Raw genomic sequence first — 17938 nt, 5'->3', positions numbered from 1 at the left:
GTGGTGGATCTTGTGAGAGAGAACCTGCCTATCGAGGACCCCGCGTCCTGACCAGCACCACGTAGATCATCCCGAATGTCCGTGTCGCCCGCCCGGACGTTTACCTACTCGCTGAGATCACCTCAGTGCTTCGAGCACGTATCGTCGCCGCACGAAGACGTCCCCGTTCTCCTCGACATCGATCTCCTCGTGCCACTCGTCGATGACGAGAGCGGTGTTGGAGCGCATCGCGTCGGCGTAGTCGTGGAGGATGCTCTCCGAACGGATGATCCGCTCGCGCAATCTCTTCGTCGAGGCGAAGGCGACCGCACTGGCCAGCACGAAGAGGCCCCCGGCCATGGTCGCGTACGTCGTGCGCAGCCAAGTGACGCCCAGTACCTGGCCGAGTACGCCGACGAAACCGAGGCTCAGGATCGTCACCGCGAGGACGCGGAGGTAGCCGTTGCGGTGCACGACCTCCTCAAGATCAGCGATGAGGGGGACGAGCCGCTTCTGGATCAGTGCGCTGAGGTCGATGCGTGCTGACATCGCTCTCCTCGATGCGAGGCGGCTGGCCGTCGTGATCCGTTGGGCGGGGGCGCATGAGCTGCTGTGTCGACCCCCGGGTCGTCGGGACGGGACGTGTCCCCCGGTGGCCTTGTGGCCGGTGGGACGTGTCGGTGCGCGTCGCACTGCACAGCAAGGATCGCCAGCTGGAGGCCTCGCCCGAAAGCGTCCATTCGAGCGGCTGGTTGAATCCGCAGCGACTCTCGGTGAGCGCAGGCGCCGCTCGTACTGTCGAACTCGACCTCTTCGAGGAACGTCACCACGGGTCGGAGCGCATGGGTGCCCGCTGCCGACGCACCTGCGGTCTCGAAGCGCGGTCACGGCTGCGAGATCGGATTCCGACGGCTGTCTGCGCTGTTCGCGGCAAGGGGTTGTACACGGCCGTCGGCTGTGCCGGCGCCGTGCCCACCGGCAGCCGGGCAACAGCGAGGTGTCCTACAGCGACACCTCACGGGACTGACTCACAGATCAGGTGGCACGGGTCGGTCGGGACGCGGATCGGGTGGCCGAACTCACCCTTGCCGGTGCCGTCGGGCCGAGCGGTGGCCCGGCGGGGCGGACGTGAGGACCGGGGCTTCGAGTCCTCGGTGTATCGCGGACCTCGATCACTCCGGCGCGGCGCTTCTCGACGCACTCGTTGCTGGGGTCGCGCGCACCGCGACTCGACCTCCTCCGGTCACTGTGCGAGCCGCTCGGTCAGCGCCCGGTGGAAGTGCCCGATCGCGCTCTCGTGCCGGCCGAACTCGACGAACCGGTTCGCCCCGGCGTGCAGCCCGCGCTGCACCCCGGCGGACATCTCGTTGTCCTCCAGCAGCCCGTCCGCGATGAGCTTGCCGGCCTTGCTCGGCTCGCCGCCCCGGCCGTCGACGACGGCCGGCTCGGCCATCGAGTACGTGGTGACCGCGCAGTGGTCGATATCGACCGGGTCCACGACGACCAGCACAACCCTGTCCGGGAACGTGGCGATCATGGCGTTGGGGAAGAGCTGGTAGAGGAAGGTGACCCGGCGCTCGACCGTCCAGCTCGACTCGGGGCGCCCGCGCAGCCGCTCGACGGAGCGGTACGGGTAGGTGATCCGGCTGTTCGGGCCGAACGTCTCGATCACGTTGAGGTTGTCGTACTGCACCGGGTAGAAGGTCTCCCGGTGGGTGCTGCGGATGTGGTAGCCCTCCAGGAACTGCTCGACGAGCACCTTCCAGTTCATCGGGCGCACGGTCGTGCTCGCGTTGAACATCCGGCTCGCGGGAGCCAGCTTCGCGCGCCACGGCGTGCCGTCGGCGAGGGCCGCGAGGTCGGCGTTCGCGCCGGGCTCCACCCCGCCGATGACGATCAGCCCGTCGACCTCGGCGCTGGCCACTTCGACCAGTCCGCGCCCGGACGTGTCGAGGTCGGGGAAGCCGTCCTGGTGCGGGACGTGCGACAGCGAGCCGTCGAGGCGGTAGGTCCAGCCGTGGTAGCGGCAGACCAGCGCGTGCGAGCAGCCCGCGCTCTCGACCAGTGCCACCCCGCGGTGGCGGCAGGAGTTGCGGAACACCCGGGCCCGACCGTCACGGCCCCGGACGGCGAACAACGGCACGCCGAACGCGGTCCGCTCCACGTGGTCGCCGGAGCCCGGGATCGCCGCCGACGGCACGAACACGCTGGGCAGCGAGCGCAGCAGCCGCATCTCGGCGGCGAACCGGTCGGGGTCGAGGTAGTTGGCCACCGGCTCGCGCCAGGACTCGCCCTCGTCGGTCGTCCCGGCGTCGATGTGGGCCAGGACCCGGCGGACGATCTCGACGTCGCCGGCGAGCATCGTCGTTGATGTCGTCATGCGTCGAGCATCACGCTCTGGCTGTCACGTGTCAACGAATCCGTGATGCCGTGGGCGTGCGGGCGCACCGGGTGATCGGCGAGGATGCGGGCATGACCGCCGCGACCGAGGACCCCGACGGCCGGCGGGCGCTGGTCGCCGACCTGGTCGCCGGCACCCGCCCGCTCACCGCCCGGTCCGTGCTCGCCTCCGCGCTGCTCGGCGCCCGCGACGCGCGGCTGCCGGCGGCCGGGCTGATCGCCGTGGCCTCGCTGTTCGGGATCAGCGCCGGCGCGGTGCGCACCTGCCTGTGGCGGATGGTGTCCGACGGCGAGCTCACCACCGACGACTCCACCTACGCCCTCGCCGGCCACCTCCTCGAACGCCGCCGCCGCGTCGACGAGGCCGTCCGACCCGGGCCCCGCCGGTGGGACGGGACGTGGGAGCTCGCGGTCGTCTCACCGGCCCGCCGCGCCGCCGCCGACCGCCTCGCCCTGCGCCGGGCCGCGACCGCCCTGCACCTCGCCGAGCTGCGCGAAGGCGTCTGGACCCGCCCGGACAACCTCGACCCGGACCGGCTGCCGGGTTCCCGGGCCGTGCTCGACCGCCAGTGCGTCCGCTTCGACGGCGCCACCTGCGACCTGCCCGCGCCCGCCGTGCGGACGCTGTTCGGGCTCGACGGCTGGGCCGACGACGCCCGCCGGCTCACCGCCGCCATGGACGGCGAGCTCGACGCCGCCGACGAGTCCCCCGACTACCTGTTCCTGCTGTCCATCGCCGTGATGCGGCACCTGCAGCTCGACCCCGTGCTGCCGCCCGCGCTGCTCGACGACGACCGGCCCGCCGACGACCTGCGGCGCACCTACCGCCGCTTCGACGAGGTGTTCAACCGCCGGATCGTCGCCCGCGGGTGACGCGCCCTACCCGCAGCGCCCGCTCTCGTGGACCGCGTGCTCGCGGTGCTCGACCTGCAGCGTGCTGTGGGCGAGGCCGAAGCGTTCGCGCAGGACCGTCGCCGCCCGGTCCAGGACCGACCCGTCCCCGCAGCCGGGCACCGGGTGCTCGGCGACGAGGTGCGCCGAGGCGGCCGGGTTGCGGTCGTTGATCGTCCAGACGTGCAGGTCGTGCACGTCGACGACGCCGGGTACCGCCAGCAGGGCCCGCCGCACGCCGGCGACGTCGACGTCCCGCGGGGCGCCTTCGAGCAGCACGTGGGCGACCTCGCGCAGCAGGCCGACGGCGCGGGGCAGGATCAGCGCGACGATCAGCAGCGAGGCGACGGTGTCGGCGTAGGGCCAGCCCGTGGTCAGCAGGACCACCGCGGCGGCGAGGACGCCGACGGAGCCGAGGGCGTCGCCGGCGACGTGCAGGGCGGCGCCGCGCAGGTTCATGTTGCGGCGGTCGCCCCCGGCGAGAACCAGCAGGGCCGCGATGTTGCCGGCCAGCCCGAGTAGGCCGATCAGCAGCAGCGGCAGCCCCGGCACCTCGGTGGGCTGCGACAGCCGGGCGACGCCCTCGACGGCGACCCAGGCGACGACCGCGACCAGCGCGAGGGCGTTCAGACCGGCGACCAGCACCTCGACCCGGCCCAACCCGAACGTGCGCCGCTCGGTCCGCGGCCGCGCGGCCAGCGCCGAGGCGGCGAACGCCGCGGCCAGCGCCCCGGCGTCGGTCAGCAGGTGGCCGAGGTCGGCCAGCAGCGCGAGTGAGCCGGTCAGCGCGGCCCCGGCGGCGCCGAGCACGACGGCCAGCAGCGTGATGCCCAGCGCGAGGCCGAGCCGCCTGCGGTCGTCGCCGGCGTGGCCGTGGCCGTGCCCGTGTCCCATCCGCCGATCTCCCGTCAGCCGGTATCAATACATGCGCATTCTTGCATGGGTTGGCGTCCACGTCGACCGGTGCCGATTTGCGCGCGCGCCAACCCCTCGGGCAAGCTGGGTCGGTACTCAAGTTTGTATAGCCGTCAGCCATCCGAGGAGATGAGCCGATGACCGACCCCGCCCGCATCAAGGCCCCCGCCGGGCTCAAGGAGATGAACGAGGACCTGATGGCGCAGCAGCGCCAGGGCACGCTCGGGTTCGACCTGCCCGTGCTCACCGTCCCCGGCCGGCGCAGCGGCACGCCCCGGCACACACCCCTGACCGTGCTGGAACGCGACGGGCAGCGGTTCGTGCTGGGCGGCTTCCCCGCCGCCGACTGGATCCGCAACGTCCGCGCGGCCGGCCGGGGCACGCTGACCGTCGGGGACTCGGTGGAGCAGGTCCGGCTGGTCGAGCTGGACGCCGCCGAGGCGAAGCCCGTGCTGCGGGAGTGGCCGGCCACCACTCCGGACGGCGTTCAGATGATGCTCGACGCCGGCGTCGTCACCGACACGACGCCGGACGCGCTGGAGGCCGTGGCCGGCATCTGCCCGGTGTTCCGGCTCGACTCCGAGTAGCCGCACCAGGAGGGCTACAGCAGCGGCTCGACGGCCTCGATCCAGGCCGTCGCCATCTGCGTGTAGCCGGCGCCGTTGGGGTGGATGCCGTCGTCGGCCATCGTCGCCGGGTCGGACCAGAGGGGGTCGTTGGTGTCGACCGTCCGCACGCCGTAGGTGTCGGCGACGTCCTCCACCACCTGACCGAGCACCTTCGACTGCGCCGACATCTTCCCGACCTCCTCCTCGGTGACGTCGGGCAGCTGCTCCTGGAGGCGGGCGATGTCGACCGAGATGGGCCGCACGGACTGGTCGTCGGGCAGCCCGAGGACGACGACGGCCCCGGCGGCCTGCATCTCCCGGACGGTGCGCTCGACGTTGGCGCGGTACGTGTCCGCGGCGGCGGCCTCGTCGGCGCTCGGGGTCGGGTTCTCGCTGCCGCTGTAGGTGTACCAGAGGTCGTTCGAGCCGATCAGCACCGTGGCCAGCACCGCACCGGGAGCCGCCGCCCGGGTGGCCTCGACGCCCTGCGCGAGCGGGGCCGGGGTGCCGCCCTGGCCCTCGACCATCGCGGTGCTGTCCCAGCCCGACTGGCCGAGGTTGACCAGCGTGGAGCCCTCCCGGTCGGGGCGGGAGGCGATGTCCGTGGCGAGGCGGCCGACGAAGCCCAGACCGGCGTCGTCGCCGTCGCCCGCGGTGAGGCTGTCGCCGAGGGCGACGACGGTGACCGGGCCGTCGGCGAGCGTCGTGGGCGCCTCGGCGACGGCGTCGGTGGACGGGGTGCCGCCGACGGCGTAGGGGGTGCCGGTGACGGGTGCCCCGGAGCAGCCGGCGGCGACGAGCAGGAGAGCGGCGGCCATGGTGCGCCGTGCGATGGGTCGCGGCATCGGGCACTCCAGCGGCGTCGGTGGCGGTCGGACCGCCGCGGGTGGTCTCCCGGCGCGCCGGGGAATCACCGGACCTCTCGGCCGAGGTGTGAGGGTCGTTACGCCGCTCACCGGGGCCGCCTGCGCAGGGCTGGCTGCCTAGCATCCGGACCATGACCTACGCGCCGCTCGTCCACGTGACGCGCTCGGGCTTCCTGGAGGGCGTCCACTTCGGCGCCGCGGTCGCCCTCGACGCGACCGGGACGCCCGCGGCCCGGGTGGGCGACCCCGGGGCGACGATGCTGCCGCGCTCGTGCCTCAAGCCGGTGCAGCTGCTGGCGATGCTGCGCGCCGGCCTGGACCTCCCCGGACCGCTGCTGGCGCTGGCCGCGGCCAGCCACTCCGGCGAGCCCTTCCACCTCGACGGCGCCGATGAGATCCTGCGCGCCGGCGGGCTCACCGTGCGGGACCTGCGCAACACCCCCGACCTGCCGATCGACGCCGGTCAGCGGCTGCGCTGGCAGTGCGCCGGCCGACCGGCCGACCGACTCGCCCAGAACTGCTCCGGCAAGCACGCCGCCATGCTGCTGACGTGCGTGGCCAACGGCTGGCCGCTGGTCGGCTACACCGCCCCGGACCATCCCCTCCAGCGGCTGGTGCGCGACACGATCGCCGAGCTGACCGGCGAGGCCGTCGACGTCGTGGCCGTCGACGGCTGCGGCGCCCCGGCCTTCGGGACCACCCTCACCGGGCTCGCCCGCGCCTTCGCCGCCCTCGCCCGCGCCGAGCCCGCAACGCCGCAGGCCCGCGTCGCCGACGCGATCCGCGCCCACCCCGAGCACCTCGGCGGCACCGGCCGCGACGTCACCGAGCTCATCCGCGCCGTCCCCGGCCTCATCGCGAAGGACGGCGCCGAAGGCGTGTACGCGGCCGCGACGCCCGACGGTCGGGCGGTGGCCCTGAAGGTCGCCGACGGCGCGACGCGGGCCCGGCAGCCGGCGATGGTGGCGCTGCTGCGGCGGCTGGGGGTGGAGGGGATCCCCGACGCGCTGGCGCGGGGGATGGTGCTCGGGCACGGGCGGCCGGTCGGCGAGATCTCCGCGGCCCCGCTCACCCCCGTCGAGAACGAAGTTGTCGTGATCAACAGGCCGGAATGATCACGACAACTTCGTTCTCGACGGAAGGCACGGGCCGGTCGGGGCTGGTCAGTCCAGGCAGAACTCGTTGCCCTCCGGGTCGGCCATGACGATGTGGCCGAAGCTCATCGGTGGTGCGGGCTCCTCCCGCTGCAGCCGCTTCGCGCCCAGCGCCACGAGCCGCTCGCACTCCGCCTCCAGCGCCGCCATCCGCTCGTCCCCCGCGAGCCCGGGGGCGGCGCGGACGTCGAGGTGGACGCGGTTCTTGGCCACCTTGTCCTCGGGGACCTGCTGGAAGAACACCCGGGGGCCGTGGCCGTCGGGGTCCTCGATGGCGGACCTGGTGTTGCGCTGGTCCTCCGGCACGCCGATGCGGGCGAGGAAGTCGTCCCATGCGGCGAGGGGGTCGGCGCCTGCCGGGAGGTCGACGCCGGGCGGGCCGGGGTGGACGTAGCCGAGGACGTCGCGCCAGAAGGTGGACAGGGCCTTGGGGTCGTGGGCGTCGAACGTGACCTGGACGTGGCGGGTCATCGGGGCGCTCCGTTCGTGTGCAGGTGCAGGTCGCGCAGGAGGCAGACCTCGGACAGGTGGTGGATCAGTTCCCGGTGGATATGCAGGACGAGGTCGGCCATCGGGAGGTCGGGGTAGGGCTCTTCGTCCCCGACCGGTACCAGCAGCCCGTCCTCGCCGAGGCCGCGCACCCCGGCGAGCCACCCGTCGAGCTGGGTCCGGAGCTGGTCGAGGGCCTCGTCGGCGGTGCCGGCGTACTCCCACGTGTCGTAGGAGGCCGCGGGCGCGCCGAAGTGCGCGGCGTTGCGCATGGCGAGCACCCCGACGATGACGTGGCCCAGCCGCCAGGCGATCGTGGTGAACGGCGGGGGGTCGGGCTGGGGGAAGGCGTAGTCGATCGCGAACGGGCCCGCGCCGACCTGCAGCGGTGCGTCGGAGGTGCCGCGCGGGCGCACGCTCCAGGCGCCCGGCACGGGCGACCACAGGTACTCGTCGTCGGTGAGCCCGTCGAGGCGGGCCCGGACCTGGTGGTTCCAGTGGAACTCCCACTGCTCGCGCAGCGACCGGTTCCAGTTCGGTTCTACCGCGTTCATGGGTCCACCCTGGCAGCACCCGCGGACAGGATCGGTCCGCAGTCGCTGACAGAGTGGGTGACGTGGACGCGGCGGAGGAGCTGGGGACGACGGAGCGGGTGCTCGCCCTGCTCGGGCTGCTGCAGCAGCGCCAGGTCTGGACCGGGGTCGAGCTCGCCGAACGGCTGCGGGTCACGACGCGCACGGTGCGCCGCGACGTCGAGCGGCTGCGCGCGCTCGGCTACCCCGTGCACGCCAGCCAGGGCGTCGGCGGCGGGTACCAGCTCGGGCCGGGCCAGGACCTGCCGCCGCTGCTCCTCGACGACGAGGAGGCGATCGCCACGGCGGTCTCGCTGCTCGTGGGCGCGGGCGGTGCGGTGGCGGGCGCGGGGGACGCCGCGCTGCGGGCGCTGACCAAGCTCGACCGGGTGCTGCCCACCCGGCTGCGGGAGGAGGTGCGCGCGCTCGCCGGCTCCGTCGAGTCCTTCGACGGCGGCCGCACACCGGTCGACCCCGACGTGCTCGTCGCGCTGGCCAGGGCCTGCCGCGACCAGGTCGAGGCCGGCTTCGACTACCCGTCCGGCGGGGCGGTCGGGACGCGCCGGGTCGAGCCCTACCGCCTGGTCGCCTCCGACCGGCGCTGGTACCTGCTCGCCTACGACCTGGACCGCGACGGCTGGCGCAGCTTCCGCGTCGACCGGATGACCGCCGTGTCCGCGCGGACCTGGCGCTTCCGCCCGCGCCCGGCGCCCGATGCGGCCGCGTACGTGCAGGAAGGGGTGACGAACCGCGTCTACGCGCAGCGGGCCCGCTTCCTCGTGCGCGCCCCGGTCGACGTGGTGCGGGCGCAGGTCCCGGCGTCGGCCGCGGTCGTGCGGGAGCGGGATGACGGCACCTGCGAGGTGCTCAGCGGCGCCGCGAACCTCGACGCCGTGCTCCTGCACGTGGTGCTGCTGGGGCACGAGTTCGAGGTGCTCGATCCCCCCGAGCTGGCCGGGCGCTGCCGCGTGCTCGCCGGGCGGCTGGCCGCAGCCGGCGGGGTCAGCGATCCACCGAGCCGTCGGGGTTGAGCGGCAGCGCCGGGCGGTCGGTGGTCAGCGTGACGAGCGCGTCGTCGAAGCTGTCGCCGAGGTGGTACTCGCCGGTGGGGTGGAACAGGAACGTCCGCCCGTCCGGGGCGATCGCCAGCTCCGAGGGCCCCTCCCCGTGCACGCCCACGGGGAACAGCGGGATGCCCGTCTCCTCCGTGAAGCCCAGGTACGCGCCGGTGAGCGGGCCGCAGGCCGGGTGCGGGAACAGCAGGCTGCGGTGCCCGGGCAGCGGCGTGCCGGACCCGTCGAGCTGGTCGAGGGTCAGGCCGCCGAACTCGTCGAGCACCTGGCGGGCCGCCGCCGAGAACGGGACGAGCCGCAGCGCCTCGCCCTGGTCGGCCAGCCAGGCGTCGACGGCGACGGGGACGCGCCGCCCGGACTTCCAGCCGGCCCGGTTGAGCGAGCGCAGCGCCATCGGCGGGAAGCGCAGCTGGGCGGCCAGCCGGTCGGGGTACTGGGCGATGATCGTGCTGACCGGGATCGACGGCCACTGGGACAGCTCGCCGGTCTCCTTGTCGATCACCATCCGGGCGGCGCCGGGGCCGGCCTGCGCGGTCTTCGGCCAGGCCACCCAGCCCTGGTCGAACTCGCGCAGCCCGATCTCCACCTCGGCGCCGCCGCGCGGCGCCACCCAGCTCGTGGCGATGCTCGCCGCCTGCTCCCGGTCGATCACGTCCGCTCCTGCTGTGTTCTCCGAACGCCGAACGCTACCCAGTGGGGCGGCCAGAAAGGACCACCGGCACCTCGGCGGCCCAGCCGCCCGCCACCGGCGGACCTTCCTGGCCACCCCACTGGCGGTCCGGTCCGGTCATGGCCGGGATGGCGCAGCTGATCCGGGCTGGTCAGCCGGTCCCGTCGAGCACCGGCACCAGCACCTCCTCCTCGCGCAGCAGGTGCTCCTCCAGCTCACCGGTGAGCCGGTCGACCTCGACCAGCAGCGCCTCCCGGTCGGGCCGGTCGGCGTCGAGCACGGCCCGCAGCTCGGCGAGCAGGACGGCGACGCGCTCGTGCTCGTCGCGCATCCGGTCGATCGCGTCGGCGAGGTCGGGCCGGTAGGAGGCCACGGCGGGGAAGATCCCGGCGTCCTCGCCGCGGTGGTGGTTGCCCAGGCCGTCGCAGAGGGTCAGGCAGTTGATGCGCAGCTGGGCGCCGAGACCGGGTCCGGACGCGGCGACCTCGGCGCGGATGAGTGCCAGCTCGCGGCGGAACCCGTCGTGCACCAGCCGCAGCGCCGCGCCGGGCGACGGGGCGGCGATGTCGGGCGGGCCGCTGGAGGCGTCGAGGAGCGCCACCACGGGCAGCCGGCGCCCGGACTCCTCGTACTCGCCCCAGCCGGGGTCGTTGGCGACGGCCCGGGCGAACGCCTCGTCGCGCTCGGCGCCGGTCAGGACCACGGCGTCGGCCGGGTAGCGGAACGCGCCGGCCTCGACGCGCACCCGCGGGTTGGCGACCAGGTTGTGGAACCAGGCCGGGTGGCGCGGTGACCCACCGGCGGAGCCGATGACCAGGACGCGCCCGTCGCGGTCGGGCAGGTAGCCGAGCGGGACCGTGTGTTCGGCTCCGGTGCGCGCGCCGGTGGTGGTGAGCAGCAGCAGCCGGGCGCCTTCGAACATGCCGCCGACGACTCCGGCATTGGCCCGGAACTCGTCGACGACGGTTCGGTTGAAATCCATTTCTCTCCTTTTCGGGCATGGCGAGGCACCGCCGTGGGTGCGGCGGTTCTCGGGCAGGGCGGGGGACCTGACGGCACGAAGAGCCGCAGGTGGAGAAGGTGGGGACGCCGTCGAACGGCGGGATCGCGCTATCGCGCGGAAAAGCGGGGGAAGGCGGGCCGCGGGCCCGCCCGGCCGTCACCGGACGGCCGGGTGACTCTCTCGCTCGTGGCCCAAGGCCGACCCGGCAGTCACGCGCGATACCGTACTTCGCCGGCGGTGTCCGTGGCAAACGACCGATTCCCGGACGCCATTGTGCCGGGGTCGGGCGCGGTGCCGGGCCGGATGCTGGCGGTAACGGGGGCGCCGCCGCCGCGACCTGGCTCCCGAGGGGCCGCTTCGATCACCGGGGGTTGGGATGCACGTCGTCGAGAGCTCGATCGACATCGCGCGGCCGGCGCGGGCCGTCTTCGACTACGCCAGCGACATGCGCACCGAGGCCGACTGGAACCCCGCGGTCAAGACCATCGAGCTGGTCTCCGGTGAGCCGGTGGGGCGGGGCAGCCGGTTCGTCGGGGCGTTCTCCGGGCTGGGGAGGGCGACGATGGAGGTGGTCGAGTTCGCCCCGCCGACGACCTGGACGACCGCAACGGTCGAGGCCCCGCTGCCGTTCCGGTTGGTCGGCACGGTCGCCGAGGGCCCGGCCGGGTCGTCGCGGCTGACGATGCGCATCGAGCTGATGCCCCGCGGCCTGCTGGCGAAGGTGTTCGCCCCGCTGCGGGCGATCATGCAGCGCACCGCGAAGGGCAACCTGGCCCGCATCAAGGCGGCGGTCGAGGCGGGTCCCGAGGTGGGTTAGGCCAGCTCGACGGTGATCCGGACGCGCCGCCCGTCGCGGCGGGCCACGGCGTGGCCGGTGCGGTCGCCGCCGTCCAGGGCGAGCGTCAGCGGGCCGCCCTCGCCGGTGAAGTTGCGCCACCAGTTCTTCCGGTCGGGCATCTCCACGATGATCGTGACGACGTCGCCGGAGCGCCGGTAGCCGACCGGGGTGCTGAACGTGCGGCCCGACCGGCGGCCGGTGTAGGTGGCCGTCGTGATGGTGCGCCGGACCGCCGGCCCCAGGAGGCGGGAGCCGGCCAGGCCGGTGACCCCGGCGTTGACGCAGTTGACGACCCGCTCGACCGCGGGACCTGATCGCATGTGATCGACCCTACGCCGACGGGTCACACCGTGATGACGACCTTGCCGAGCACGCGGTCGGCGCGGCCCCGTCGCCACGCGCAGCGCGTCCGCCGGGCCGTACCGGTACCGCACGATCGCCTTCACGTCGGTTCCCCTTCGCCCTCCGGGTACTGGAAGACGTCGTCGAGGGGGACCCGGAACACCCGCGCGATCCGGAACGCCATCTCCAGCGACGGCGAGTAGCGGCCCTGCTCGATGGCGATGACGGTCTGCCGGGTGACCCCGAGCCGCTTCGCCAGGTCGGCCTGGGTCATCTCGTCGTGCGCGAACCGCAGCGCCCGGATCGAGTTGGTGACCCGCGTCGGCTTCACCACACCGGCACGCCCCGCCGGTAGGCGAGGATCCGGGCGGCCGAGTCGAGCAGGGAGGAGAGCGTGAACGCCAGGTAGATCGCGTTGGCGATCCAGAAGTGGTCGGCCTCGACCATCGCCAGCACGAGCGCACCGGCCGCGCCGAGCACGACCGACCACCGGTCGAGGTGGTTGCCGAACCGGCCGATCTCGCGGTCGCGCGCGTCGACGACGTCGGCGTCCTCGGGGGCGGCGAAGGCGGCCACCGCGATGAGTACGGTCGTCGCGCCGATCGAGATGCCGACGCACCACAGCAGCGCGGCGATGTACGGCACCGCGGTCAGCGGGCCGCCGCCGGCTCCCACGAGCAGGATCGCCAGGTAGGCGACGTACGTGCCGACGGTTGTGGCCAGGGTGATCCACGCCCGCTTCTCCTGGAACGCCACGGTCCTGCCCCTCGTGTCAAAGAAGTTTGACACGAGGGGAAGTAAAGCACCTTTGACATCGAGTCAAGTTCTCGTGACATCGCGGCCGCTCGCGCGATGCTGGGCGGATGCGTTCGTTCCCGCTGCGGGTGGGCGTGCTGATCCTCCCGGAACTGCCGTGGCGGCAGGCCCGGGCGCTGTGGCGGGCCGCCGACGACATGGGGTTCGCGCACGCCTGGACCTACGACCACCTCACCTGGCGCGGCCACCGCGACCGGCCGTGGTTCGCCGCGGTCCCCACGCTGACCGCGGCCGCCGCGGTCACCGACCGCATCCGGATCGGGCCGATGGTCGCGCACCCGACCTTCCGCCACCCGCTGCCGCTGGCCAAGGAGGCCATCGCGCTCGACGACGTCTCCGACGGGCGGCTCACGCTCGGCCTCGGTGCCGGGACCACCGGGTGGGACGCGACCATGCTCGGCGGGGCGGTGCGGCCGGCCGCCGAGCGCACCGCCCGGTTCGCCGAGTTCGTCGCGGTCCTCGACCTCGTGCTCCGCGAGCCGGCCTGCAGCCACGCCGGCCGCTACTACTGCGTCGACGAGGCCCGCACGCACCCCGGCTGCGTGCAGCGGCCGCGCATCCCGTTCGCCGTCGCCGCGGGCGGGCCGCGCGGGATGGCGCTCGCCGCGCGGTACGGGCGGGCCTGGGTCACGACCGGCGACCTGCGCCGGACCGAACCGGTGCCGGTCGAGGCGGGCGCGGCGGACGTCGCCGCCCAGATCGCGGGCGTGGACCGGGCCTGCGCCGAGGCCGGGCGCGAGCCGCGCTCGCTCGACCGGCTCGTGGTGACCGGCCCGCGCCTGGACCCGGGGCTGGGCTCGGTCGAGGAGTTCATCGACGCGGCCGGTCGCTACGCCGAGGTGGGGGTGACGGACCTGGTGGTGCACTGGCCCCGGCCGGAGCAGCCCTACCGGGCCGACCCCGCCGTGTTCGAGCGGATCTTCGGCTGAGCCGCTACTTCATCGCGGCGATCTGGATGAGGTTGCCGCAGGTGTCGTCGAAGACGGCGGTGACCACCGGGCCGAGGTCGGTCGGCTCCTGGGTGAACACGACGCCGAGCGCCTTGAGCCGCTCGGCCTCGGCGTGCACGTCCTCGACGGCGAACTGGGTGAACGGGATGCCGTCGGCGACCAGGGCCTTCTTGAGCGGGGGCGCGGCGGGGTGGCCGTCGGGCTCCAGCAGCAGCTCGACGCCGTCCGGGTCGGCCGGGGAGACGACCGTGAGCCAGCGGGCGTCTCCGGTCGGGATGTCGTTCTTCTTCACGAAGCCGAGCTTGTCGGTGTAGAAGGCCAAGGCCTTGGCCTGGTCGTCCACCCACACGCTGGTGATGTTGATCCGCAGCACGGTTGTTCTCATTCCTTGTCGAAGGGCCACCGGTCGACGATCGAGCGCAGCGGGCTCGTGTCGAGGTGGTGGAACTTGTACCGGCCCTCGCGCCGGGTCCTGACCAGCCCGGCCTCCTCCAGCACCGCCAGGTGCTGGGAGATCGCCTGCCGGCTCGAGCTCAGCCCGTGCTTCATGATCAGCCGGCCGCAGATCTCGAAGAGCGTCTGGCCGTCGGACTGCTGGAGCTCGTCGAGGATGGTGCGCCGGGTGGGGTCGCTGAGTGCCTTGAACAGATCCGCGGCGTCCACGGGGAGATTTATAGGCAAGTCGCCACTTGCCTGTCAAGTCCGGCGGCTACCGTGCCCCGATCGGGAAACCACCCTGCGCGCGATCCGGGTGGCCTGAGATCGGCGAAAACGACGGGCCCGGCGGGTCCTCGTCGATCACACTCGGTGGCCACGCACCGCGAGGCAGCCAGAAGGAGGCGCCGTGCACACCACCCTGACCGACTCCGCCGCGCCGATCCGCATGTGGCTGGACCCCGCCGAGACCGAGGCCGGCGCGATGCGCCAGCTCCGCAACTGCGCCGACCTGCCGTGGACCCACGGCGTGGCCGTCATGCCCGACTGCCACCAGGGCTACGGCGCCACCGTCGGCTCGGTGATCGCGATGCGCGACGCGGTGTCGCCGGGCGCCGTGGGCGTCGACCTCGGCTGCGGCATGAGCGCGGTGCGCACCGGGCTCACCGCGTCCGACCTGCCGGACTCGCTGGCGGCGGTGCGGGCGCAGATCGAGCGCGACCTGCCGGTCGGCCGGGGCCTGCACCGCCACGGCGCCGACCTCGACCGGCTCGGCATGCGGGCGGAGGTCGACTGGACGGCGTTCTGGCGCCGGTTCGACGAGCTCGACGCCGTCGACCGCGCGTCCTGGACCACGGCGAGCAAGCTGCGCACCCGGTCCCACCAGCAGCTGGGCACCCTCGGCGGCGGCAACCACTTCGTCGAGGTCTGCCTGGACGCCGACGACCGGGTCTGGCTGATGCTGCACTCGGGGTCGCGCAACATCGGCAAGGTCCTGGCCGACCTGCACATCGAGGCGGCCAAGGGGCTCCCGCACAACGCCGACCTGCCCGACCGCGACCTCGCCGTGTTCCTCAACGGCACCCCGGAGATGGCGGCCTACCGCAACGACCTCTACTGGGCGCAGGAGTACGCGCGGCTCAACCGCCGGGTGATGATGGAGCTGGCCAAGGCGGCGCTGGCGAAGGCGCTCGGCCGTGGCGTGGCCTACGACGACGAGATCAGCTGCCACCACAACTACGTCTCGGAGGAGACCTACGACGGCCTCGACCTGATCGTCACCCGCAAGGGCGCGATCTCCACGGCCGGCGGCCGGATGGGGATCATCCCGGGCTCCATGGGCACCGGCTCCTACATCGTGCGCGGCCGGGAGAACGACGCCGCGTACCGGTCGGCGAGTCACGGGGCCGGGCGGAAGATGTCGCGCAGCGCGGCGCGCAAGCTGTTCTCGGTGAAGGACCTGCAGGCCCAGACCGAGGGCGTGGAATGCCGCAAGGACAGCGGCGTCGTCGATGAGATCCCCGGCGCCTACAAGGACCTGGAGACCGTGATGGCCCGGCAGGAGGATCTCGTCGAGGTGGTGGCCCGGCTGCGCACGGTCCTCTGCGTGAAGGGCTGACCGCCCGATTTCCGTCGAGAACGAAGTTGTTGTCGTTTTGGACCGGTCCAATGGACGACAACTTCGTTCTCGACGGGAGTGCGGTGGCGGGAACCGGTCTGCCACCCGGGCGGGGGCCGTGCCAGAGTCAGCGCCTGTGACGATGCCCGCCAACCGCTTCTACGTCAGCCAGAAGATCACCCTGATGGTCAACCGGTACCAGGTCCTCGGGGCGAATCCGGACGGGAGCGAAGGTCCGCTGCTCGCGTTCGCCCAGCAGAAGCGGATGAAGATCAAGGAAGAAGTCAACTTCTTCAGCGACGAGTCGATGACCCGCCCGGTGTTCTCGTTCCGGGCGCGCCAGCGCCTGGACGTGCACGCCGAGCACGACGTGTTCGACGAGCACGGCCGCCCGCTCGGCTACTTCAAGAAGCAGTTCGGCAAGAGCCTGTTCCGGTCGACGTGGGAGCTGCAGGGGCCGGGGGGCCTGCACGCGGTGGGGCAGGAGCGGCGCCCGGTGATCGCCGTGCTGCGCCGCATCTGGGACTTCATCCCCTACCTGGGCAACGTCTGGGTCCCGTTCGTCTTCCACTTCGACTTCTACGACCAGCAGGGCAACCACGTCATGACCAGCGAGCGGATCAAGTCCATCCGCGACCGCTACATGGTCACGGTGTCCGACCCCCGGCTGGACTTCCGGGTCGCGGCGTCGATGGCCGTCGCCCTGGACGCGCTGCAGAGCCGGTGACGCTGCGGTGCCGGTGACGCTGAAGAGCCGGTGAACGAGCGCCGCTGACGACGCCCGCCGGTCACACGGGGAGGTGGCCGGCGTCGTTGTAGCGGACCAGCACGGGCCCGCGCCCGGCGCGGTAGCGCAGCACGGTCAGCGCCGCGTGGTCGTCCTGCATGGACAGCCACGCGTGCGCCGGCGCGCCGACCACGGCCGCGGCGAACCAGCGGATCAGGTTGCCGTGGTCACCAGCAGCACGGACCGGTCGGCGTCGCCGACGGCCGAGAGCGTCGCGACGGCGCGCGCGGCCAGCAGGTCGCGCTCCCAGGCCTCGAACCACTCCCGGTGCGCCGGCCCGAGCACCGCCGGGTCGGGCCGCGACGGGATGCATTCGCGCAGCAGGTCGTCGGGCACGAGCGGCACGCCGGGCAGGTGGCGGGCCAGCACCCGCGCGGTCTGCGCGGCCCGCGGGAGGGTGCTGTGCCGGATCTCGTCGTAGCGGGCGCCGAGGGCGGCCAGTCGCTCGCCCAGCGACTCGGACTGGGTGCGGCCCCGCTCGGTCAGCTCGCCGTCGTGGTTGCCGTCGGGCAGGTCGGCGCCGTCGGCGTTGTGCCCGTGGCGGACGAGGTGCAGCTCGGTGATCGGCACGGCGCAGAGCGTGGCACGCCGACCGGACCGACCGGCGGGGCGCGTTCCACGTGGAACGGGACGCGGCGAGGGGTCGCCGGTCCGGACCCCTCGTCCGGACCGACGGCCCCTGGGCCGTCGCGGGTCAGCCGCGGCCGCGGCCACCGTGGTCGTCGTCCCCGCCGCGGCCCCGGCCCCGGCGGTCGTCGCCGTCGTCGTCGCTGTCGTCGCCGCCGTGGCGGCCACCGTGGTCGTCGGCGTGCGGGTGGTCGTCGTAGCCGCGGTCGCGGCGGTCCTCGACGGTCGGCGGGGCGGGGGTGCTGCTCGCCGGGGCCGGCAGCACGGTGACCGGCGGCGCGCTCGCCGAGCCGTCGACGTCGTGGCGGGTGACGGCGCCCGACTCGGCGTCCACGCGCACGTCGTGCCGGACGCCGTCGCGCACGACCTCGATCTTCCACTCCAGCCGGCCGTGCTCGACCTCGTTCTCGATCTTCGTGACCTCGCCGCCGCCGACCGCGGCGACGGCGATCACCCTGGCCTCCTCCACCGGGACCGCGGTCCGGGAGGGGGCGGAGGTGGTGGGCGGCGAGCCCGTGGTGGTCGGGGCGGCGGCGTCGGTGGTGACCGAGGCCGGCTGGGTGATCACGGTCGGCGCGTCGACGGCGCCGAGGGCGAACGCGACGCCGCCCGCGGCGACGAGCGTGGCGGCGGCGATCCCGGCGGTGGTGGCGAAGCTGCGGATACCCATGGTGGTCGTCCCTTCCGGTGCGGTTCGGACGGGACCCACGGTCGTCGCGGGGCGGCTATGCGCGCGCTGCACGACCCCTAAGGCCCGGCTATGACCGGTCGGGCGGGCCGAGGTGCAGCACCACCAGCAGCCCGCCCAGCCGCGACCGCCCCAGCTCCAGGCGCCCGCCGGCCTGCTCGGCGGCCCGCCGCGCGATGTCCATGCCCAGCCCGGACGAACCCGCCCCGCTGGCCCC

23 protein-coding genes are annotated in these 17938 nt (G+C 73.6%); 8 read left to right on the top strand and 15 right to left on the bottom strand.

Annotation, left to right across the window (positions count from 1 at the left end):
• Positions 1-117: 117 nt before the first annotated feature.
• Both KIK08_RS28950 and KIK08_RS28945 read right to left on the bottom strand, forming a co-directional pair.
• Positions 118-528, bottom strand: a complete 411-nt coding sequence (locus KIK08_RS28950) for a tetraspanin family protein (RefSeq protein WP_214406450.1) — start codon at positions 526-528, stop codon at positions 118-120.
• Positions 529-1222: 694 nt separating this feature from the next.
• A complete protein-coding gene (locus tag KIK08_RS28945; protein WP_214406449.1) occupies positions 1223-2359 on the bottom strand; it encodes an aromatic ring-hydroxylating oxygenase subunit alpha in 1137 nt (378 codons plus the stop codon).
• A gap of 92 nt (positions 2360-2451) precedes the next feature.
• Between KIK08_RS28945 and KIK08_RS28940 the strand changes: the two genes are divergently transcribed.
• Positions 2452-3252: a PaaX domain-containing protein, C- domain protein gene (locus KIK08_RS28940; protein ID WP_214406448.1), complete on the top strand. Its 801-nt coding sequence runs from the start codon at positions 2452-2454 to the stop codon at positions 3250-3252.
• Positions 3253-3258: 6 nt separating this feature from the next.
• Here KIK08_RS28940 and KIK08_RS28935 read toward each other — a convergent pair whose 3' ends face one another.
• The gene (locus KIK08_RS28935) at positions 3259-4164 is read right to left on the bottom strand and encodes a cation diffusion facilitator family transporter (protein WP_214406447.1); all 906 of its coding nucleotides are present in this window, start codon (positions 4162-4164) and stop codon (positions 3259-3261) included.
• 158 nt (positions 4165-4322) lie between these two features.
• Between KIK08_RS28935 and KIK08_RS28930 the strand changes: the two genes are divergently transcribed.
• Positions 4323-4772 (top strand): nitroreductase family deazaflavin-dependent oxidoreductase, encoded by a 450-nt coding sequence (locus KIK08_RS28930; RefSeq protein WP_214406446.1) that lies wholly within the window; start codon positions 4323-4325, stop codon positions 4770-4772.
• 14 nt (positions 4773-4786) lie between these two features.
• On the opposite strand, the gene KIK08_RS28925 is transcribed toward KIK08_RS28930, so the two are convergent.
• Complete coding sequence (locus KIK08_RS28925; protein WP_214406445.1) at positions 4787-5638, bottom strand: SGNH/GDSL hydrolase family protein; 852 nt, start codon at positions 5636-5638, stop codon at positions 4787-4789.
• Between the two features lie 152 nt (positions 5639-5790).
• Here KIK08_RS28925 and KIK08_RS28920 point away from each other — a divergent pair, with 152 nt between their 5' ends.
• Positions 5791-6774 carry an asparaginase gene (locus KIK08_RS28920; protein ID WP_214406444.1) on the top strand — a complete coding sequence of 328 codons (984 nt, stop codon included), beginning with the start codon at positions 5791-5793 and terminating at the stop codon, positions 6772-6774.
• A 48-nt stretch (positions 6775-6822) separates the two neighbouring features.
• Here KIK08_RS28920 and KIK08_RS28915 read toward each other — a convergent pair whose 3' ends face one another.
• Both KIK08_RS28915 and KIK08_RS28910 read right to left on the bottom strand, forming a co-directional pair.
• The gene (locus KIK08_RS28915) at positions 6823-7284 is read right to left on the bottom strand and encodes a VOC family protein (protein ID WP_214406443.1); all 462 of its coding nucleotides are present in this window, start codon (positions 7282-7284) and stop codon (positions 6823-6825) included.
• Positions 7281-7856 (bottom strand): DinB family protein, encoded by a 576-nt coding sequence (locus tag KIK08_RS28910; protein ID WP_214406442.1) that lies wholly within the window; start codon positions 7854-7856, stop codon positions 7281-7283. The genes KIK08_RS28915 and KIK08_RS28910 overlap by 4 nt, the downstream gene beginning before the upstream one ends.
• A 62-nt stretch (positions 7857-7918) precedes the next feature.
• Between KIK08_RS28910 and KIK08_RS28905 the strand changes: the two genes are divergently transcribed.
• Positions 7919-8905, top strand: a complete 987-nt coding sequence (locus KIK08_RS28905; protein ID WP_214406441.1) for a helix-turn-helix transcriptional regulator — start codon at positions 7919-7921, stop codon at positions 8903-8905.
• Here the strand turns inward: KIK08_RS28905 and KIK08_RS41960 are convergent.
• Positions 8877-9599 carry an SUKH-4 family immunity protein gene (locus tag KIK08_RS41960; RefSeq protein ID WP_214406440.1) on the bottom strand — a complete coding sequence of 241 codons (723 nt, stop codon included), beginning with the start codon at positions 9597-9599 and terminating at the stop codon, positions 8877-8879. The two genes, KIK08_RS28905 and KIK08_RS41960, sit on opposite strands and share 29 nt — an antisense overlap.
• A 169-nt stretch (positions 9600-9768) precedes the next feature.
• Entirely contained in the window at positions 9769-10599 is an 831-nt protein-coding gene (locus KIK08_RS28895; RefSeq protein WP_214406439.1) for a nitroreductase/quinone reductase family protein, read from the bottom strand.
• 397 nt (positions 10600-10996) lie between these two features.
• Here KIK08_RS28895 and KIK08_RS28890 point away from each other — a divergent pair, with 397 nt between their 5' ends.
• Positions 10997-11437: an SRPBCC family protein gene (locus KIK08_RS28890; protein ID WP_214406438.1), complete on the top strand. Its 441-nt coding sequence runs from the start codon at positions 10997-10999 to the stop codon at positions 11435-11437.
• Here the strand turns inward: KIK08_RS28890 and KIK08_RS28885 are convergent.
• The 3 genes from KIK08_RS28885 to KIK08_RS28875 all read right to left on the bottom strand — a co-directional run bounded on the left by KIK08_RS28885 (position 11434) and on the right by KIK08_RS28875 (position 12556).
• The gene (locus tag KIK08_RS28885; RefSeq protein ID WP_214406437.1) at positions 11434-11778 is read right to left on the bottom strand and encodes a nitroreductase/quinone reductase family protein; all 345 of its coding nucleotides are present in this window, start codon (positions 11776-11778) and stop codon (positions 11434-11436) included. The two genes, KIK08_RS28890 and KIK08_RS28885, sit on opposite strands and share 4 nt — an antisense overlap.
• A gap of 122 nt (positions 11779-11900) precedes the next feature.
• The gene (locus KIK08_RS28880) at positions 11901-12134 is read right to left on the bottom strand and encodes a helix-turn-helix transcriptional regulator (RefSeq protein WP_214406436.1); all 234 of its coding nucleotides are present in this window, start codon (positions 12132-12134) and stop codon (positions 11901-11903) included.
• Complete coding sequence (locus KIK08_RS28875) at positions 12128-12556, bottom strand: hypothetical protein (RefSeq protein ID WP_214406435.1); 429 nt, start codon at positions 12554-12556, stop codon at positions 12128-12130. The genes KIK08_RS28880 and KIK08_RS28875 overlap by 7 nt, the downstream gene beginning before the upstream one ends.
• A gap of 107 nt (positions 12557-12663) precedes the next feature.
• Here KIK08_RS28875 and KIK08_RS28870 point away from each other — a divergent pair, with 107 nt between their 5' ends.
• On the top strand, positions 12664-13545 hold the full coding sequence (locus KIK08_RS28870; protein WP_214406434.1) for an LLM class flavin-dependent oxidoreductase: 882 nt from the start codon (positions 12664-12666) through the stop codon (positions 13543-13545).
• Between the two features lie 4 nt (positions 13546-13549).
• Here KIK08_RS28870 and KIK08_RS28865 read toward each other — a convergent pair whose 3' ends face one another.
• Both KIK08_RS28865 and KIK08_RS28860 read right to left on the bottom strand, forming a co-directional pair.
• Positions 13550-13939 (bottom strand): VOC family protein, encoded by a 390-nt coding sequence (locus KIK08_RS28865; RefSeq protein ID WP_308257957.1) that lies wholly within the window; start codon positions 13937-13939, stop codon positions 13550-13552.
• Between the two features lie 8 nt (positions 13940-13947).
• A complete protein-coding gene (locus tag KIK08_RS28860; RefSeq protein ID WP_214406433.1) occupies positions 13948-14229 on the bottom strand; it encodes an ArsR/SmtB family transcription factor in 282 nt (93 codons plus the stop codon).
• A 181-nt stretch (positions 14230-14410) separates the two neighbouring features.
• Here KIK08_RS28860 and KIK08_RS28855 point away from each other — a divergent pair, with 181 nt between their 5' ends.
• Positions 14411-15619, top strand: a complete 1209-nt coding sequence (locus KIK08_RS28855) for an RtcB family protein (protein WP_408004751.1) — start codon at positions 14411-14413, stop codon at positions 15617-15619.
• Between the two features lie 142 nt (positions 15620-15761).
• Positions 15762-16346, top strand: coding sequence for an LURP-one-related family protein (locus KIK08_RS28850; protein ID WP_214406451.1), 585 nt, complete (start codon positions 15762-15764; stop codon positions 16344-16346).
• Between the two features lie 213 nt (positions 16347-16559).
• Here the strand turns inward: KIK08_RS28850 and KIK08_RS28845 are convergent, their stop codons facing one another.
• Positions 16560-16976 carry a phosphoglycerate mutase family protein gene (locus KIK08_RS28845; protein WP_214406432.1) on the bottom strand — a complete coding sequence of 139 codons (417 nt, stop codon included), beginning with the start codon at positions 16974-16976 and terminating at the stop codon, positions 16560-16562.
• Positions 16977-17100: 124 nt separating this feature from the next.
• Positions 17101-17703: a PepSY domain-containing protein gene (locus KIK08_RS28840; RefSeq protein ID WP_214406431.1), complete on the bottom strand. Its 603-nt coding sequence runs from the start codon at positions 17701-17703 to the stop codon at positions 17101-17103.
• Between the last annotated feature and the right edge of the window lie 235 nt (positions 17704-17938).

Origin of the sequence: Pseudonocardia lacus (assembly GCF_018531445.1) — a bacterium.
GTDB classification, from domain to species: Bacteria; Actinomycetota; Actinomycetes; order Mycobacteriales; family Pseudonocardiaceae; genus Pseudonocardia; species Pseudonocardia lacus.
The sequence above is the reverse complement of the archived record's forward strand: the minus strand, read 5'-3'. Positions and strand labels throughout refer to the sequence as shown.

Coding starts and splice junctions, on each gene's coding strand:
- KIK08_RS28935 (WP_214406447.1), bottom strand. CDS start 4,164: ATGGGACACGGGCACGGCCACGGCCACGCCGGCGACGACCGCAGGCGG.
- KIK08_RS28840 (WP_214406431.1), bottom strand. CDS start 17,703: ATGGGTATCCGCAGCTTCGCCACCACCGCCGGGATCGCCGCCGCCACG.
- KIK08_RS28930 (WP_214406446.1), top strand. CDS start 4,323: ATGACCGACCCCGCCCGCATCAAGGCCCCCGCCGGGCTCAAGGAGATG.
- KIK08_RS28915 (WP_214406443.1), bottom strand. CDS start 7,284: ATGACCCGCCACGTCCAGGTCACGTTCGACGCCCACGACCCCAAGGCC.
- KIK08_RS28925 (WP_214406445.1), bottom strand. CDS start 5,638: ATGCCGCGACCCATCGCACGGCGCACCATGGCCGCCGCTCTCCTGCTC.
- KIK08_RS28850 (WP_214406451.1), top strand. CDS start 15,762: ATGCCCGCCAACCGCTTCTACGTCAGCCAGAAGATCACCCTGATGGTC.
- KIK08_RS28920 (WP_214406444.1), top strand. CDS start 5,791: ATGACCTACGCGCCGCTCGTCCACGTGACGCGCTCGGGCTTCCTGGAG.
- KIK08_RS28910 (WP_214406442.1), bottom strand. CDS start 7,856: ATGAACGCGGTAGAACCGAACTGGAACCGGTCGCTGCGCGAGCAGTGG.
- KIK08_RS28945 (WP_214406449.1), bottom strand. CDS start 2,359: ATGACGACATCAACGACGATGCTCGCCGGCGACGTCGAGATCGTCCGC.
- KIK08_RS28885 (WP_214406437.1), bottom strand. CDS start 11,778: ATGCGATCAGGTCCCGCGGTCGAGCGGGTCGTCAACTGCGTCAACGCC.
- KIK08_RS28950 (WP_214406450.1), bottom strand. CDS start 528: ATGTCAGCACGCATCGACCTCAGCGCACTGATCCAGAAGCGGCTCGTC.
- KIK08_RS28895 (WP_214406439.1), bottom strand. CDS start 10,599: ATGGATTTCAACCGAACCGTCGTCGACGAGTTCCGGGCCAATGCCGGA.
- KIK08_RS28870 (WP_214406434.1), top strand. CDS start 12,664: ATGCGTTCGTTCCCGCTGCGGGTGGGCGTGCTGATCCTCCCGGAACTG.
- KIK08_RS28890 (WP_214406438.1), top strand. CDS start 10,997: ATGCACGTCGTCGAGAGCTCGATCGACATCGCGCGGCCGGCGCGGGCC.
- KIK08_RS28940 (WP_214406448.1), top strand. CDS start 2,452: ATGACCGCCGCGACCGAGGACCCCGACGGCCGGCGGGCGCTGGTCGCC.